At 71.4% G+C, this 14,852-nt stretch carries 13 protein-coding genes; 2 read left to right on the top strand and 11 right to left on the bottom strand.

Annotated elements, in window-relative coordinates:
* Positions 1-3: 3 nt before the first annotated feature.
* The 9 genes from ACIG0D_RS28520 to ACIG0D_RS28480 form a co-directional block, all read right to left on the bottom strand.
* A complete protein-coding gene (locus ACIG0D_RS28520; protein WP_399806404.1) occupies positions 4-1,878 on the bottom strand; it encodes an amidohydrolase in 1,875 nt (624 codons plus the stop codon).
* A 23-nt stretch (positions 1,879-1,901) separates the two neighbouring features.
* Positions 1,902-2,855, bottom strand: a complete 954-nt coding sequence (locus ACIG0D_RS28515) for an alpha/beta hydrolase (RefSeq protein WP_399806326.1) — start codon at positions 2,853-2,855, stop codon at positions 1,902-1,904.
* Between the two features lie 44 nt (positions 2,856-2,899).
* Positions 2,900-3,727, bottom strand: coding sequence for an alpha/beta fold hydrolase (locus tag ACIG0D_RS28510; RefSeq protein ID WP_399806324.1), 828 nt, complete (start codon positions 3,725-3,727; stop codon positions 2,900-2,902).
* A gap of 106 nt (positions 3,728-3,833) precedes the next feature.
* Positions 3,834-5,261: a dihydrolipoyl dehydrogenase family protein gene (locus ACIG0D_RS28505; RefSeq protein ID WP_399806322.1), complete on the bottom strand. Its 1,428-nt coding sequence runs from the start codon at positions 5,259-5,261 to the stop codon at positions 3,834-3,836.
* Complete coding sequence (locus tag ACIG0D_RS28500) at positions 5,261-5,839, bottom strand: Dps family protein (protein WP_399806320.1); 579 nt, start codon at positions 5,837-5,839, stop codon at positions 5,261-5,263. The genes ACIG0D_RS28505 and ACIG0D_RS28500 overlap by 1 nt, the downstream gene beginning before the upstream one ends.
* A gap of 97 nt (positions 5,840-5,936) precedes the next feature.
* Complete coding sequence (locus tag ACIG0D_RS28495) at positions 5,937-6,443, bottom strand: DoxX family membrane protein (protein ID WP_399806318.1); 507 nt, start codon at positions 6,441-6,443, stop codon at positions 5,937-5,939.
* Between the two features lie 5 nt (positions 6,444-6,448).
* Positions 6,449-7,111, bottom strand: coding sequence for a hydrolase (locus ACIG0D_RS28490; protein ID WP_399806315.1), 663 nt, complete (start codon positions 7,109-7,111; stop codon positions 6,449-6,451).
* A 912-nt stretch (positions 7,112-8,023) separates the two neighbouring features.
* Positions 8,024-9,364 carry a class I SAM-dependent RNA methyltransferase gene (locus ACIG0D_RS28485; protein ID WP_399806313.1) on the bottom strand — a complete coding sequence of 447 codons (1,341 nt, stop codon included), beginning with the start codon at positions 9,362-9,364 and terminating at the stop codon, positions 8,024-8,026.
* A 296-nt stretch (positions 9,365-9,660) separates the two neighbouring features.
* Entirely contained in the window at positions 9,661-11,712 is a 2,052-nt protein-coding gene (locus ACIG0D_RS28480) for an APC family permease (protein WP_399806311.1), read from the bottom strand.
* Between the two features lie 414 nt (positions 11,713-12,126).
* On the opposite strand from ACIG0D_RS28480, the gene ACIG0D_RS28475 reads away from it, so the two are divergent.
* A complete protein-coding gene (locus ACIG0D_RS28475) occupies positions 12,127-12,798 on the top strand; it encodes an NAD-binding protein (RefSeq protein WP_399806309.1) in 672 nt (223 codons plus the stop codon).
* Positions 12,798-13,475 (top strand): TrkA family potassium uptake protein, encoded by a 678-nt coding sequence (locus ACIG0D_RS28470; protein ID WP_365765280.1) that lies wholly within the window; start codon positions 12,798-12,800, stop codon positions 13,473-13,475. Before ACIG0D_RS28475 ends, ACIG0D_RS28470 begins: the two co-directional genes overlap by 1 nt.
* A 220-nt stretch (positions 13,476-13,695) precedes the next feature.
* On the opposite strand, the gene ACIG0D_RS28465 is transcribed toward ACIG0D_RS28470, so the two are convergent.
* Together ACIG0D_RS28465 and ACIG0D_RS28460 are read right to left on the bottom strand one after the other, a co-directional pair.
* Positions 13,696-14,430: a DUF3159 domain-containing protein gene (locus ACIG0D_RS28465; RefSeq protein ID WP_399806306.1), complete on the bottom strand. Its 735-nt coding sequence runs from the start codon at positions 14,428-14,430 to the stop codon at positions 13,696-13,698.
* A gap of 3 nt (positions 14,431-14,433) precedes the next feature.
* Positions 14,434-14,832 (bottom strand): OB-fold nucleic acid binding domain-containing protein, encoded by a 399-nt coding sequence (locus ACIG0D_RS28460; RefSeq protein ID WP_086741644.1) that lies wholly within the window; start codon positions 14,830-14,832, stop codon positions 14,434-14,436.
* Positions 14,833-14,852: the final 20 nt, after the last annotated feature.

Genomic DNA, 14,852 nt, shown 5'->3' with positions numbered 1-14,852 from the left:
CTTTCAGTGATCGAAGCAGGGGTCGACGAAGGACGGCGTCGTCTCTGGGACGGAGCCGCGCGCGACGCGCCACCGGCGGTGCTGCTCGGACTCGGCGACGGCCTCGGCCACCAGCGAGGCCTGGTAGGCGCCCCCCTGGCCCGACTGGTAGCCGCCGAAGTGGGCGACGGGGCTCCATTCGGGGCGCACTGGCGGGACGGCCTCGTCGAGTCCCTCGTACTCTGCGGTCGCGTAGACGATCCGGCCGCCGACGACGGTGAGGACGGACTCGATGTCGGGAACGACGTCCTCGGGCACGGTGAGGTAGTCGTCGGACAGGATCGCGAGGTCGCCGTACGACCCTTCTCGCAGGGTTCCCTTGACGTCCTCCTCGCCGGTGAGCCGCGCTCCTCCCCGGGTGTAGAGGCCGAGGGCGGTCTCCCGGTCGAGCAGGTTCGCGGCCGGGTACAGCGCGGTGCCGCCGACGGTGCGCCCGGTCACCAGCCAGTGCAGTGCGACCCACGGGTTGTACGAGGAGACGCGGGTGGCGTCGGTTCCGGCCGCGACGGTCAGGCCCCGGTCGAGCATGGCCCGGACCGGCGGGGTGTGGGCGGCGGCCTCGGCACCGTAGCGGTCGAGGAACGCGGCGCCCTGGAAGGACATCCGGTTCTGGACCGAGACGGCTCCGCCGAGGGCGGCGATCCGGTCGAGGCTGCCGGCCGAGACGGTCTCCGCGTGGTCGAAGAGCCAGCGGTTGCCGCCGGGGAAGAGTCCCTCCGCGGCGAGCTTCTCGAAGACGGTCAGGTCGCGGCGGATCGTCTCGTCGTAGGTCGCGTGGAGCCGGAAGCCCCAGCCGTTCTCGAGCAGGAGCCGTACGGCCTGCTCCAATTCGGTCTCGTACCCGGCGGCGAGTTCGGGCCGCGGCTCGGAGAAGTTCTCGAAGTCGGCGGCAGCCCAGGTCAGGTTCTCGCCCGCGCCGTTCAGCCGGAGCCACTCGTCCCCGTCCCCGGGCTTGACCATCTCGGTCCAGCGCTTCAGGTCGGCGAGCTCCTGCCCGGCCGTCTGCGGGAAGAGGTGGTAGGCGATCCGGAGGGTCAACTCCCCCGACCTGGCGAGGTCGACGACGGTCGCGTAGTTGTCGGGGAAGTTCTGGAACCCGCCGGCGGCGTCGACGGCGGACGTCAGTCCGAAGCGGTTCAGCTCGCGCAGGAAGTGCCGCGTCGAGGTCCGCTTGTCGGCCTCGTCGAGGGCGGGTGCCTTGGCCAGGGTCGAGTACAGGACGAGAGCGCTCGGTGCCGCGAGGAGGACGCCGTTGGGTTCGCCGTCCCGGCCCCGGACGATCTGCCCGCCGCGGGGATCGGGGGTGTCGCGGGTGAACCCGGCGGCCTTCACCGCGGCCCGGTTCATCAGGGCCGACTGGTACAGGTGCAGGACGAAGACCGGGGTGTCGGGGGCTGCGGCGTTCAGCTCGGCGACGGTCGGCATCCTGCGCTCGGCGAACTGCTCCGCCGTCCAGCCGCCCACGACCCGGATCCACTGCCCCTTCGGGGTGCGGCCGGCCTGCTCGCGCAGCATCGCGAGGGCGTGCCGGAGGCTTCCTACGCCGTCCCAGCGCAGCTCCAGGACGTAGTTCAGGCCGCCCCGGATGACGTGCAGGTGCGAGTCGTTCAGGCCGGGGATCACCCGGCGGCCGAGAGCGTCGACGACCTTGGTGCCCGGCCCGACGAGGTGGGCGAGGTCGTGGTCGTCGCCGAGGGCGATGATCCGGCCGTCGCGGATCGCGACGGCGCGGGCCTCAGGGCGGTCGGCGTCCCCCGTGAACACCTTGGCGTTGCGGACGAGGAGATCGGCGTGCTCGTGTTCCCGCCGCGGGGCGGGCACGAGGCCTGCCACGGGCATGCTCGTCGAAGGCCCGGTCATGGTCATGCGAGGGCCTTCCGGAGGATGTCGGTGGCGAGACCGATGGCGAGTTCGGCGCCGTGCGTCTCGCGGAGCGCGTTCAGCATCACGAAGTCGTGGATGACGCCCTGGACCCGCAGGGCGGTGACGGGGACGCCGGCGGCACGGAGCTTGGCCGCGTACGCCTCGCCCTCGTCGCGCAGGACGTCGGCCTCGGCGGTGATGACCAGCGTCGGCGGCAGGCCGGTCAGCTGCGCGGTGGAGGCGCGCAGCGGCGAGGCGGTGATCTGGGCCCGCTCGGCCTCGTCCGTCGTGTACTGGTCCCAGAACCACTTCATGGCGTCGCGGCGCAGGAAGTAGCCCTCGGCGAACTCGTGGTACGAGTCGGTGTCGAGGCTCGCGTCGGTGACCGGGTAGAAGAGGACCTGCTGGACGAGCGTCACATCGCCGCGCTGCTTGGCCATGAGGGTGAGGGCGGCGCTCATGTTGCCGCCGACGGAGTCGCCCGCGACGGCGATACGGGTGCCGTCGAGGTCCTTGTGGTGGCCCTCGCGGGCGATCCACTGGGCGACGCTGTAGTTCTGCTCGATGGCGACGGGGTAGCGCGCCTCGGGCGAGAGGTCGTACTCGGGGAACACCACGGCCGCCCCCGTGCCGACGGCGAGTTCGCGGACGAGCCGGTCGTGGGTGTGGGCGTTGCCGAACACCCATCCCGCGCCGTGGATGTAGAGGATGACGGGAAGCGCGCCGGTGGCACCGCGCGGGCGGACGATCCGGGCGCGGACGTCGCCGGTCGGGCCGCCGTGGACGGTGACCCACTTCTCGTCGACCTCGGGCAGGGGCACACCCTCGCCGCTCTGGACGTCGTCCACGGCCTTCCGGCCTTCGGTGACGGGGATCTGGTTGAGGTACGGCGGCTGGGCGGTGGCGTCGGCGAACGCCTGGGCGGCGGGTTCGAGGACGGGACGGTTGTTCACGAGGGGCTCTCCTTCGGGATGTACGGGAGGGGCAGTCCGGGGGCTCAGCGGGTCGCCCGCGCGGCAGCGAGGATCACATGGGTGACCACGGCCGGGCGGGAGACGGCCACGGCGTGCGACGCGTCCACCTCGGTGACGTGAGAGCGGGCGCGCCGGGCCATCCACTGCTGAGCAACCGGAGGGATGTTCTTGTCGGCGGTGGCGATCAGCGCCCAGGACGGGACCGCCTTCCAGGCCGCCTCGCCGGCCCTTTCCTCCAGCGCGGCGGTGGCGACCGGGCGCTGGGTCGCGGCCATGACGGCCGCATCGTCGGTGGGGACGTCGGCGGCGAACTGCCGGTGGAACTTGGTCCGTTCGATGACGAGTTCGGTGCCGGTACCACCGCCGGGCAGCGGGTACGACCGCGGGTTCACGGTGTCGCCCAGGGTCGAGCCGGGGAACTTGGCGGCGAGCTCGGCCGCGCTCTCGCCCCTCTCCGGGGTGAACGCGGCGATGTAGACGAGGGCCTTCACCCGGCTGTCGCCCACCGCGGCGCCGCTGATGACGGCGCCGCCGTAGGAGTGGCCGACCAGGACGACGGGTCCGTCGACGGCGGCCAGCACGCTGCGCAGGTAGGCGGTGTCCTCGGCAAGACCGCGCAGCGGGTTGGCGGGGGCAAGGACGGGGTAACCGGCGTGCTGCAGCCGCCGGATCGTGCCGCTCCAGCTGGAGGCGTCCGCGAATGCTCCGTGGACCAGGACGATCGTGGGCTTGGGATCGTGCCGGTCGGCGCCGACGGCAGCCGGCCGGCTCGCCGGTCCGGCGCCGACCAGGACGGCCAGCGTCGCGGGCAGCGCGAGGCCGAGGGCGAGGGTGCGCCTCGTGGGATGCATGGGTGGGTGACTCCTTGTCGGGTGGTGAGTCGTTCGGGCGTGCTCGGTCGGGCGGGAGGGTGCGCCGATCGGGCCGAGCGGGTGCGGCGGTCGGCGGGGGCTCGCGTCAGAGGCCGTACGCCTCCAGGAGCCGGAGCCAGACCTCGCTCACCGTCGGGAAGGCGGGCACGGCGTGCCACAGGCGCTCCAGGGGGACCTCGCCCACGATGGCCACGGTGGCGGTGTGGATGAGCTCGGTGGCCATCGGGCCGGTGAGCGTGCAGCCGACGACGACTCCTCGGGGCTCGTCGACGACGAGCTTGGCGAGGCCGCGGTAGTCGTCCGCGTGGAGCGCGGCGCCGGCGACGTCGTCGATGCGGTACTCCACCGTGCGTACCTCGAGACCCGCTTCGCGTGCCGCGCGTTCCGTGAGACCGACGCTCGCGACCTCGGGACGGGTGAAGACGGCCTGCGGGACGGCGAAACGGTCGGCTTCCGCGCTCCACGGCTGCCGGCCGCCGGTGACGGCCGGGGGGCGCCCTGCGGCTCGCTCGGCGATCGCCGCCGCGCAGGCACGGGCCTGGTACTTGGCCATGTGGGTCAGCAGCGCACGGCGGTTGACGTCGCCGACGGCATAGAGCCAGTCGCCCTCGACTGCGGTGACCCGACACGTGTCGTCGACCGGAAGCCAGTCGCCGACAGGCAGTCCGACGGTCTCCAGGCCGAGGTCCGCAGTGCGCGGGCGCCGTCCGACGGCGGCGAGGACCTCGTCGCAGACGAGGGCGGTGCCGTCGTCGGTCTCCACGGTCACGGTCCGAGTGGTCTCGTCACGGGCGACCCGGACGGCCGACACCCCGAAGCGGATGGTGACACCCAGATCACTCATCCCCCGAGTGACCTCTTCGCCGGCACACGGCTCCCAGCCGGTCAGCAGGGCCTGATCGCGGACCAGCAGGGTGACGGCGGAGCCGAGCGAGCGCCACGCGGTGGCCATCTCGCAGGCCACCACTCCCCCGCCTATGACGACGAGCCGCCCGGGCACCGCGTCGGCCGTGGTGGCCTGCCGGTTGGTCCAGACACCGATCCGGTCGAGCCCCTCGACCGGCGGAAGGGCGGGGTCCGTGCCGGTGCAGATCACGACCGCGCGCCGGGCCCGCAGGGTACGGACCACGCCGTCGGCCCCCGTCACCTCCACCCGGCGCTCACCGGCGAGCCGCCCCTGCCCCCGTACGAGCGCGATGCCCGCGCCGTCGAGCCAGTCGGCCTGGCCGGTGTCGTCACCGTGCCCGGTGAAGCGGTCGCGGCGGGCCAGGACGTGTGCCGGGTCGAGTGGCGCCGTAACCGCCTGCCGGGCCCCGTCGGCCGATCGGGCCTCCGCTCGGGCGGCCCCGGGTCGCAGCAGGGCCTTGCTCGGCACGCAGGCACAGTAGGAGCACTCGCCACCGACCGCGTCGGCCTCGACGACGACGGTGGTCAGCCCCGACCGTACGGTCCGGTCGGCGACGACCTCGCCGGCCGGTCCGCCGCCGACCACGACGACGTCGTACGTGTCCATCAGCCGCGCACCAGCGGGGTGTCCACGAGGTGCTCGGCCAGGAACCACACCTGCGCCTCGCCGGTGCGGATGACCTCGGAGACGAGCAGGTCGGTGCTGCCCTCGTCGCCCTCCGCCGAGATCCGGGCGGCGGCGTCCCGGGCGTCGATCAGGATCCGCTCGTGTGCGTCGAGGAGCCGCGACAGCATGACGGGAACCGGCTCGACGCCGTCCGGCGGCCGGGGGATCACCGTCAGCTCGGCGACGTGGCGCGGGTCTCCTACGGCGACGCCGCCGAGGCTCTGGACCCGCTCGGCCAGCGCATCCACGATGGCCAGTTGGGCCTCCGCGTGCTTGTCCAGCATGAGGTGGAGCGAATAGAAGGTCGCACCGCGCATGAGCCAGTGGTGCTTCTTGTACAGGGAGTAGAGGATCTGCGTGTCGGCGAGGACGCGGTTAAGCCGCTGGCACGCATACATGCGGGTGTCGTGGCCGAGGCCGATCGGCAGCTGCTTGAGCGTGCCGAACGCCTGGGTCTCGGAGCCCTTCTGGTGCAGCAGCGGCTGGCCGCCGCCGTGCGGGGTCGTGAGGGTGTCCATCGAGTGCTCCTGAGGGGGAAGGGGTGGGAGGGGCCCGGCCGCCCGGTCGGGGGTACACGAGCGGCCGGACCCGGTCCGCGTGGCTCGCGCTCGGCGCTCAGCGCTCGGCGATGGCCGGGGCCGCAGGCCGGTGCAGGACGAGCCGGGTGAGGAGTCCGCTGCCGAGACCGGCCGCGAGCGCGAGGGCGGCCCACCACAGCGGGTACGGCGTGAGGCCGAGGGCCGCGTCGAGGGACCAGGCGCCGGGTCCGGTGGCGGCGAGGGCGGCGGCGGTGCCGATGAGGACGAGCGGGTACTCGTATCCGTCGTTCTGCACCCAGAGCCCGTGGTGCCATTTCACGGTGAGCGCGACCGTCATGACCCCGATGGTGCCGGTCGCGGCCAGCGGGGTCAGGAGGCCGGCGGCGAGCAGCAGACCCGAGCCGATCTGGCCGCCGCCCGCCGCCAGGGCGGTGAGGGCACCACCCCGGAAGCCGTCGGCACGGAACTCCTCCGTCCCGCCCTGAAGTCCCTTGCCGCCGAGGTGCGAACTAACCTTCTGCACCCCGTGCCCGGCTACGAGCAGTCCCACCAGCAGACGCAGGATCAGAATGCCGGTGTCCACGGAGGTCAGCCCGCGGCGTGCGCGCCGATGACGCTCTGCGCGTAGACGACACCCAGGCCGTACGCGCCCGCGTGCGCCTTGACGATCTCCATGACGTCGCCGTACGTCTCCTGGCGCGCCCAGTCGCGCTGGAGCTCCAGGAGGACCTGCACCCAAGTCACCGGGACGGCGCCGGCGGCGATCATCCGCTGCAGAGCGTGCTCGTGGGCGGCCGGGCTGACGCCGCCGGAGGCGTCGGTGACGACGTACACCTCGTAGCCCTGCTCGAGCGCGGAGAGCGCGGGCAGCACCAGGCAGACCTCGGTCCACAGGCCCGACAGGATGATCTTCTTGCGCCCGGTCGCCTTGACCGCCGCCACGAGCGCCTCGTCCTCCCAGGCGTTCATGGTGGTGCGGTCGATGATTTCGTTCTTGGGGAACACCTCGGCGAGCTGCGGCAGCAGGGGACCGGAGAAGGACTCGGCGGCGACCGTGGTCAGGACGGCCGGCACGTCGAACGCCTTCGCCGCCTTGGCGAGACCCACAGTGCTGTTGATGATCGCGGCACGGTCACCGCTGCCGGTACCGAAGAACATCTGCGGCTGGTGGTCCACGAAGAGCATGACGGAGTTGTCAGGCGTCAGTAGGTCCTTGCTCGGGGCGGCCTGCACCTTGGCGATGTCGAACATGAGGGGTCCTTTCGGAGCTGTCGGTAACGTGCCCACCGCCTCCGCGGCTCGGCACTTCCTCAAGCTACGAGCGACCCGACCGGCCGAATTGACCTCCTGCGCCCAGGGGTTGGCACGACAGCGCACAACCGGTCCCCAGGCGCTGATCACCGCCACCGAGAACGAAGGACACTCCGGTTCGGCAGGACAGACCGGCTCCGCGCCCCCCGTCTCATCGCCGCCGCAGGGCGGACCCCCACCTCACCATCACCGCACAGGGCCAGGCAGTAGGGTTCCTCGGCCTCCAGGAACAGGACCGAACCGAGCACGTCGCCACCAAGAACGAACTCGCCGAGGCCAAGAAAGACTCCTGGGTCAGGATTCCCCGCTTCGGCTACACCCCGTCCGAACGCCTCCGCTTGGTCCTCAGCGGCGGCCAGCCGCACCGGGCGAGTAAATGGGCCGACATCCCCGGACTTTCCCTCGAAGACCAGCTCGCCTAGATCGCGCAGGAGGCCACCCTTCGGATCGACTGGCCAGCAGCCCGCGTAGAGCGCTCTGAACACACCGCCCCGGCTGCCCGATATCCCCGAACCACGAGCCGACGATCCCAGGCCCTTTCTCGGGGACTGGAGCCCGTACGGCCCATGACACAACCCGCACCGGACACCCACCTGGTGTCACAGAACGTCACTAGCGAGAAGCGGATGGGGCAGGGCGACCACCAGCTCGGCAGCCACTACCCCAGCCATTTCAAGGTGCCCACCGGCATACAGCTGGGAGCTCCGCCCGACGGCCGCCGACTATGCATGACGCCCCATCAGAAACCGCGCCGTCCGTGCGTCAAACGTGCGTCACGTGCGTCGAATATGCGTCAAGATATCGCACCTAATGCACGTAACACCCATAACGCACACTCGGAGAAACGCCGGGTCAGCGACCCTTTTCAGCGGGCTCAAGGATCGCGACGCACTCGACATGCTGGGTCATAGGAAACAGATCGAACACCCGTAGCGTCCGCACCCGATACCCCCCGTCCCGGAAGTACGCGATGTCCCGCGCCAACGCGGCCGGATCGCACGCCACATAAGCGATTCGCCGCGCGCCGAGGGACGCGAGGTGGGCGACCGTCTTGCGGCCTGCGCCCGCTCGGGGCGGGTCGAGGACGATGAGGTCGACCTCGGTGATCCCGGTGCGCGGGAGGACCGACTCGACCTTGCCCTGTTCGATGCGGACGCGGGGGAAGTCGGCGAGGTTGTGCCGCGCGTCCTCGACGGCGCGCTTGCCGGACTCGATGCCGAGGACCGCGCCCGTCTCGCCGACCCGGTCGGCGAGCGCGCCGGCGAACAGGCCGACGCCGCAGTAGAGGTCGAGCGCCATCTCGCCCTTGCGCGGCAGCAGGCCCTGCATCACGGCCGTGACCAGGGTGTCGGCCGCCTTCGGGTGGACCTGCCAGAAGCCGCCGCTGCCGACCCGGTAGGTCCGGCCGTCCGCGCGCTCGCGGACGAAGGGGCGGCCGTGGACGCGGTGGACGCCGCCGTCCTTCTCCCCTACCCGCATCACCGAGACCGGGCGGTCGAGTTCGACGATCGGCAGACGCGCGCCGGGCTTCGGCGTGAGGATCACCTGGCGGTCCTGGGAGCCGGTCGCCGCGATCGCCTCCACCGACTCCATGCCGGTCCAGTCCCGCTGCTCGACACCCAGCTCGCTGACGCCCGCCGCGGCGATCATGCAGTGGTCGATGCGCTGCACCTCGTGCGAGCGGTGCTTGCGCAGACCCGCGTGGCCCTCGGCGTCGACGGCGTACTGCACGCGCGTACGCCACTGCGGCACCTGCCCGGCGGGCACCTTGTCGCCCTCGGCCGGCATGACCGTGCCGTCCCAGCCGGCCTCCTCCGGGGTGAGGCCCGCGAGCCGCTTCAGCTGCTCCGCGACGACCTCGCCCTTCATCCGGCGCTGGGCGCCCGGCTTGGCGTGCTGCCAGTCGCAGCCGCCGCAGCGGCCGGGACCGGCGAAGGGGCAGGGGGCCTCGATACGGTCCTTGGAGGCCTGGAGGATCTCCACCGCGTCCGCGCGCAGGAACCGCGCGCCCTCCTCGCCCTCGGTGACCCGCGCCACGACCCGCTCGCCGGGCAGCGTGTGCCGGACGAAGAGCACCTGGCCGGCGTCGGTGCGGGCGATGCAGTGCCCGCCGTGCGCGACGGGCCCGACCTCGACCTCGTACTCCTCGCCGACCAGGGACCCCGCCTGCGTTTTCTTCGGTTCTGCCTGCATGGCGGGGTGACTCCAGATCGGGTACGGGGACGGCCCGCGACGGGACCGGTCCATGGCCGGACAACAGCCCACCAGTCTACGTCGTCCACGCAGCGGTCAGCCCCGCGTCCTCCGCGTAGCGGTCAGCCCCGCGTCCTCCGCCCAGCGGTCCACCCGCTGCCGTCCGCGCAGTGGTCAGCCCGCCATCACCGCCACCGGGCTCAGCCCGCCATCACCGCCACCGGGCTCAGCCCGCCGCCGTCCCCACCGCGCTCAGTCCCGCGCAGCCCCGCGCTCAGTCCCGCGTGACCCCGCGCTCAGTCCCGCGCGCCCGTCTCCCTGGCCGCCCGCTCCTGCGCGGGACCGCGCCGCACCGAGCCCGGTGCGTTCCACTCCTGCTGCTTGCGGGCGCGCTTCTTCGCCACCTCCGAGGAGGCGAGCTGGTACGGCACCGAGGTCACCATCACGCCCGGCGTGAACAGCAGCCGGCCCTTCAGGCGCAGCGCGCTCTGGTTGTGCAGCAGGTGCTCGTACCAGTGGCCGACGACGTACTCGGGGATGATCACGGAGACGGCGTCCCGCGGCGACTCCCGGCGCAGGCTCTTGACGTACTCGATGATCGGCCGGGTGATCTCGCGGTACGGCGAGTCCAGCACCTTCAGCGGTACGTCGATCCCGCGCCGCTCCCACTCCTCGCGCAGCGCCTTGGTCTCGGCCGGGTCCACGTTGACGCTGAGCGCCTCCAGGGTGTCCGAGCGCAGCAGCTTGGCGTAGGCGAGGGCGCGCAGGGCGGGGCGGTGGATCTTGGACACGAGGACCACCGAGTGCACCCGGGAGGGGCGCACGCTGTCGTCGCTGGGCCCTTCGGGGGCGGCGAGTTCCTTGGAGACGTGGTCGTAGTGGCGGCGGATCGCGGTCATCGTGACGTAGAAGATCACCATGCCGAGCAGCGCGACCCAGGCGCCGTGGCTGAACTTGGTGACGAGGACGACGACCAGGACGGTGAAGGTGAAGAAGGCGCCGAAGGCGTTGATCGCGCGGGAGCGGATCATGTGGCGGCGCTTGGCCGGGTCCTTCTCGGTGGCCAGGTGGCGGTTCCAGTGCCGGACCATGCCGGTCTGGCTGAGCGTGAAGGACACGAACACGCCGACGATGTAGAGCTGGATCAGCCGCGTGGAGTCGGCTTCGTAGATCCACACCAGCAGCGCGGCCGCGCCGGCCAGCAGCACGATGCCGTTGGAGAAGGCGAGGCGGTCGCCGCGGGTGTGGAGCTGGCGCGGCAGGTAGCGGTCCTGGGCGAGGATCGAGCCGAGGACGGGGAAGCCGTTGTACGCGGTGTTGGCGGCGAGGAAGAGCACCAGCGCGGTGGCCGCGGCCAGCACGATGAACGGGAAGCTGCCGGCGCCGAAGACCGCCTCGGCGACCTGGGAGATGACCGGGTGCTGGACGTAGTCCGGGCCGACCGGGACACCGTTGTCGAACAGGTCGTGGGCCGGGTTCTCGGCCATGCGGACCTTGGAGACCATGGCGAGGCCGATGATCCCGCAGAACATGGTGACGGCGAGCAGGCCCATCAGCGCGAGCGTGGTCGCCGCGTTCTTCGACTTGGGCTTACGGAAGGCGGGGACGCCGTTGGAGATCGCCTCGACGCCGGTGAGCGCGGCGCAGCCGGAGGAGAAGGCGCGCAGCAGCAGGAAGACCAGGGCGAATCCGGCCAGGCCCTCGTGCTCCGGTTTGATCTCGTAGCCGGCGGTCGGCGCCCGCATGGTCTCGTCCAGCACCAGCCCGCGGAACGCGCCCCACGCGATCATGATGAAGACGCCCGCGACGAAGACGTACGTCGGGATCGCGAAGAGCGAGCCGGACTCCTTCACACCGCGCAGGTTCATCAGCGTCAGCAGCACGATCACGGCCATCGCGCAGAACACCTTGTGCTCGACGACGAAGGGGATCGCGGAGCCGAGGTTCTCGATGCCGGAGGAGATGGAGACGGCGACGGTGAGGACGTAGTCGACCAGCAGGGCGCTGGCGACGGTCAGGCCGGCCTTGGGGCCGAGGTTGGTGGTCGCCACCTCGTAGTCGCCGCCGCCGCTGGGGTACGCGTGCACGTTCTGCCGGTAGGAGGCGACGACCGTGAACATCAGTACGACGACGGCCGCCGCGATCCAGGGGCTGAAGTGGTAGGCCGACACGCCCGCGATGGACAGGACCAGCAGCACCTCCCCCGGCGCGTACGCCACGGAGGACAGCGGGTCGGAGGCGAAAACGGGGAGTGCGATGCGCTTCGGCAGGAGCGTTTCACCCAGCCGGTCGCTGCGCAGAGCGCGCCCGATGAGGATCCGTTTGGGCACGTCGGTCAGTTTGGACACAACAGAGGATCGTAAGCCTTCGAACAGGGGGGCGCCCACCTGCCACCCCCATCTGCCCGCCGAGTGAAATCGGCCAGAGGCACGCGCTCACCTGCGACGGACGGGGCACCTTCCGTGCCTATATGACAAAACGCCTGCCCTCGCCGCTGTCAGCGCCTGGCCAAACCCTAACGATTTCTTGACGGTCACCGGAGGACCCCATGTCCAGCACCGCGGAACTGATCGGAGCCACCGCCGCACTCATCGGCCTCGGCATCCTCACGGTCGTGAGCGTCTGGAGTATCAGCCGCCGCTGACCTCAGCGCCGAACCGTGCACGGGGGTGCCCTCCGCCGACCGTGCGTGTGTAGCTTGGTCGGCGGTCTGAGACCCTGTTAAAGCCAGGTCAGCAACTCTTGACATCGGAAGGACGGTCGTGCACATCGTCATCATGGGCTGCGGCAGAGTGGGTTCCGCTCTCGCGCAGACCCTGGAGCAACAGGGGCACACGGTCGCCGTGATCGACCAGGACCCCACCGCCTTCCGACGACTGGGCTCCTCGTTCGGCGGCCGCCGGGTCACCGGGGTCGGCTTCGACCAGGACACCCTGCGCGAGGCGGGCATCGAGGAGGCCGGCGCCTTCGCCGCCGTCTCCAGCGGCGACAACTCCAACATCATCGCCGCGCGGGTGGCCCGCGAGATGTTCGGCGTGGAGAACGTCGCGGCCCGTATCTACGACCCCCGCCGCGCCGAGGTCTACCAGCGCCTGGGCATCCCCACCGTCGCCACGGTCCGCTGGACCGCGGACCAGATGCTGCGCCGGCTGCTGCCGTCCGGTTCCGAGCCGCTGTGGCGCGACCCCACCGGCGGCGTCCAGCTCGCCGAGGTGCACGCCTCCGCCTCCTGGGTCGGGCACAAGATCAGCAGGCTCCAGGAGGAGACCGGCGTCCGGGTGGCGTTCCTCACCCGGCTCGGCGAGGCGATCCTGCCCACGTCGCAGACGGTCCTTCAGGAGGGCGACCTGGTGCATGTGATGATGCGCACGGACGAGGTCGAGAAGGTCGAGGCGGCGTTCGCCCAGGGTCCCGAGATGGAGGGCGGTCACTGATGAGGGTCGCCATTGCCGGTGCCGGCGCGGTGGGCCGCTCGATCGCGGGCGAGCTGCTGGAGAACGGCCACGAGGTCCTGCTGATCGACAAGGCGCCGACCGCGATCTCGGTCGAGCGCGTGCCCCAGGCGGAGTGGCTGCTCGCCGACGCCTGCGAGATCACGTCCCTGGACGAGGCGGCGCTCCAGCGCTGCAACGTCGTCATCGCCGCGACCGGCGACGACAAGGTCAACCTGGTCGTCTCGCTGCTGGCGAAGACGGAGTACGGCGTTCCGCGCGTCGTCGCCCGGGTCAACAACCCGAAGAACGAGTGGCTGTTCAACGAGGCCTGGGGCGTGGACGTCGCCGTCTCCACGCCGCGCCTGATGTCGGCCCTGGTCGAGGAGGCGGTGAGCGTCGGTGACCTGGTCCGGCTGCTGCGCTTCAGCCACGGCGACGCCAACCTCGTCGAGCTGACCCTCCCCGAGGAGTCGGCCCTGGCCGGCACCCAGGTCGGCGACGTCGAGTGGCCCGAGGACACCTCCCTGGTCACCATCATCCGCGGCACCCGGGTCCTCACCCCCACCCAGGAGGACTCCCTGGAGGCGGGCGACGAGCTGCTCTTCGTCGCCGCGCAGGCGCGGGAGGAGCAGCTGGAGGACCTGCTGTCGGTCCGCCGGGACGACACCAGGGGCTGATTCGGCAGGCGATACGGCGAGAGGGGGCGCCCGGAGATCTCCGGGCGCCCCCACTCGCCGTATCGCCGTGCGGGCGCCCCCCACCGTAGACGCCCTCGCCGGAATGCGCGCCCCCCGCCCCCCCACGCGGGTTTTTTGCGCCCCCCCCCCCCCGGGGGCGCCCCCCCACCCCCCCCCCCCCCCCCCCCTCTCGCCGTATCGCCTTGCGGGCGCCGCGCTCCTACTCCGCCGACGCCGACTTCCGCGCCGCCTCCCGCTCCTTGGCGGCAGCCTCCTCCGCCTCCATCTCCGCGAAGACGTCGATCGGCGGCGGAGCCTTCGCCAGGAAGACCCAGGTCAGCCACACCGCCAGCAGGAAGGGCGGGATCTTCAGCGCGACCAGGACCCAGCCGAGCTGGGTGGTGTCGGCCCACCAGTACAGCGGGAAGAGGATCGCGCACTTGGCGAGCAGGATGAGCCCCCAGGCCCAGCTGGCCTTGGTGTACGCCTTCTTGCGCCCCGGGTTGCGGGTGCGCCAGGAGAGGTTCTCCTTGAACACCGGCCCGAGGATCAGTCCGATCAGCGGCACACCGGCCATCGCCGTGACGATGTACGCCAGGGCGAGGCCCAGGGTGTAGAGCATGCCGGGGAGATAGAAGTCCTTCGCGTTGCCGGTCATCATCGCGAAGACCACGCCGAAGGCCACCCCGAAGACGCCGCTGAAGGCGTGCTTGACGGTGTCCCGCATGACGAGGCGCACCGCGACCAGCAGCAGGGACACACCCAGCGCGGCGATCGCCGAGAGGTGGAGGTCCTTGTTGATGGTGTAGATCGTGACGAAGAGCAGCCCCGGCAGCACCGTCTCGACCATGCCCCGCACGCCGCCGAACGCCTCGAAGAGCGCGGCCTCCGTCACCGCCTTCGCATCCTGGGGGGCGTCTGGCGCGTTCTGGGTCGGCTTGTCGAGCGACGTCACCGGCTACTCCCGTCCGAGGGGTCTCAGTTCGTATTTCGGATTGAACAGCACCCGTCGGCCCCGGCTCATCGAGACCCGGCCCGACGCGATCAGCTTGCGCCCCGGTTCTATGCCCGTGATGGACCGCCTGCCGAGCCATACCACGTCCAGCGCGGCGGAGCCGTCGAACAGTTCGGCCTCCAGGGCCGGGACTCCCGCGCGCGGGCGCAGGGTGACCGTGCGCAAGGTACCAGTAACGGTGACGATCTGCCGGTCGTGGCAGTCGCCGATGCGCGTGCAGCCGGCGGTGGCGGCGTCTTCCCGCAGCTCCTCGGACTCCAGGTCCTCCTGCGACGAGGAGAGCCGGTCGAGCATGCGCCGGAACCGGCCCACCGGCTTTTCGGAACGAGGAACAGCACTCATGCTTGAAGCGTACCGGGGCC

The organism is Streptomyces sp. NPDC052773, from assembly GCF_044547145.1.
Lineage (GTDB): Bacteria > Actinomycetota > Actinomycetes > Streptomycetales > Streptomycetaceae > Streptomyces.
This window is presented reverse-complemented; position numbering and strand designations above follow the sequence as displayed.

Coding starts and splice junctions, on each gene's coding strand:
- ACIG0D_RS28520 (WP_399806404.1), bottom strand. CDS start 1,878: ATGCCCGTGGCAGGCCTCGTGCCCGCCCCGCGGCGGGAACACGAGCAC.
- ACIG0D_RS28510 (WP_399806324.1), bottom strand. CDS start 3,727: ATGCATCCCACGAGGCGCACCCTCGCCCTCGGCCTCGCGCTGCCCGCG.
- ACIG0D_RS28505 (WP_399806322.1), bottom strand. CDS start 5,261: ATGGACACGTACGACGTCGTCGTGGTCGGCGGCGGACCGGCCGGCGAG.
- ACIG0D_RS28500 (WP_399806320.1), bottom strand. CDS start 5,839: ATGGACACCCTCACGACCCCGCACGGCGGCGGCCAGCCGCTGCTGCAC.
- ACIG0D_RS28490 (WP_399806315.1), bottom strand. CDS start 7,111: ATGTTCGACATCGCCAAGGTGCAGGCCGCCCCGAGCAAGGACCTACTG.
- ACIG0D_RS28485 (WP_399806313.1), bottom strand. CDS start 9,364: ATGCAGGCAGAACCGAAGAAAACGCAGGCGGGGTCCCTGGTCGGCGAG.
- ACIG0D_RS28470 (WP_365765280.1), top strand. CDS start 12,798: ATGAGGGTCGCCATTGCCGGTGCCGGCGCGGTGGGCCGCTCGATCGCG.
- ACIG0D_RS28460 (WP_086741644.1), bottom strand. CDS start 14,832: ATGAGTGCTGTTCCTCGTTCCGAAAAGCCGGTGGGCCGGTTCCGGCGC.